This window comes from Streptomyces lonarensis, assembly GCF_012033735.1.
GTDB lineage: Bacteria > Actinomycetota > Actinomycetes > Streptomycetales > Streptomycetaceae > Streptomyces > Streptomyces lonarensis.
Genome location: NZ_JAAVJD010000347.1, coordinates 2,947 through 3,933 on the forward strand (window position 1 = coordinate 2,947; position 987 = coordinate 3,933).

Below are 987 nucleotides of genomic sequence, written 5' to 3' on the forward strand. Positions count from 1 at the left end.
GCTCTCCCCCAACTGACGCCGGGAACGACCGGTCCGCCGATGCGGACCGCCCCTCGTCGTTCCCGGCAAACGCCGTCCCCCGTCGGACTCCGGCCCGTCAGGAGGTGGCCGACCGGCGGCTCATCGCATGGCAGAGCCCGCTGACCGCCAGGGCTGCGGCCGGCGCGAAGCACAGCGTCAGGATGTCGGACCAGCCCGCGGTGCGGCTCCAGGTCCCCCACAGGTCGCCGAACCGCTGGAAGAACAGCTCGGCCGCCGTGAGGCCGGTGGCGTCGCCGACCAGCAGGGCGATGACCATGGCAAGGCCGTAGAGGTCGCCGAGCACGACCGCGAGCAGGGCCAGCGCGGCGCCGCCGGAGTAGTGCCACCAGTTCCGGCCGAGGAGCGCCGGCCCCAGGGCGACGAGCGCGCCGAGGACGAGCGAGACCACGGAGAGCACCGCGAATTCACTGGTCGCGGGGTCGAAGAGGAACCGCACGAGCAGCGCGTAGCAGACGCCACCCACCAGCGCGGCCAGCAGCGCCAGCGCGGTGGCGCCCGCCAGCCGCCCTGCGGTGCGGGGCTCGGCGGACGGCGGGTGCGCCGGCCCGGCGGGGTGCGCGGACCCGGGGTGCGCGGACCCGGGGTGACCGGGCGCCGGCCGGCCGGGGGTCGCACCGGCGGACTGCCCCGGGAGACGGCCGGAGAGGCCGGGGCCGGCGGGGAGGCCGGGGCCCGCGGTGGCGGCCGGGGCCTGCGGGGTCCCCGACCGGGCGGGGTCCAAGGGGCGCTGCGTCGGGGGCCAGGGCTGGCTCATCGCTCTCCTGGGGGACGGGCGGGCACGAGCACCGTCACACTATCTCCGCTGCACGGCACCGGGGTTGCCGCACCGGCCCCCGCATCGGCACCGGTGGCACCGGCGCGGGGCCGCGGCGGGTCCGGGGGCGCGGCGGGCGCCGCGCCGTGCCCGGGAACACGCCGCGGGGGGGGGGGGGGGGGGGGGGGGGG

The 987-nt window shown here is 79.2% G+C and carries 1 protein-coding gene; it reads right to left on the minus strand.

Annotated elements, in window-relative coordinates:
* Positions 1-97: 97 nt before the first annotated feature.
* Positions 98-796: a hypothetical protein gene (locus tag HCN56_RS24200; RefSeq protein ID WP_167974577.1), complete on the minus strand. Its 699-nt coding sequence runs from the start codon at positions 794-796 to the stop codon at positions 98-100.
* Between the last annotated feature and the right edge of the window lie 191 nt (positions 797-987).

What these genes read in the sequence shown, in the direction of transcription:
- HCN56_RS24200 (WP_167974577.1), bottom strand. Translation starts at nt 796, where the DNA reads ATGAGCCAGCCCTGGCCCCCGACGCAGCGCCCCTTGGACCCCGCCCGG.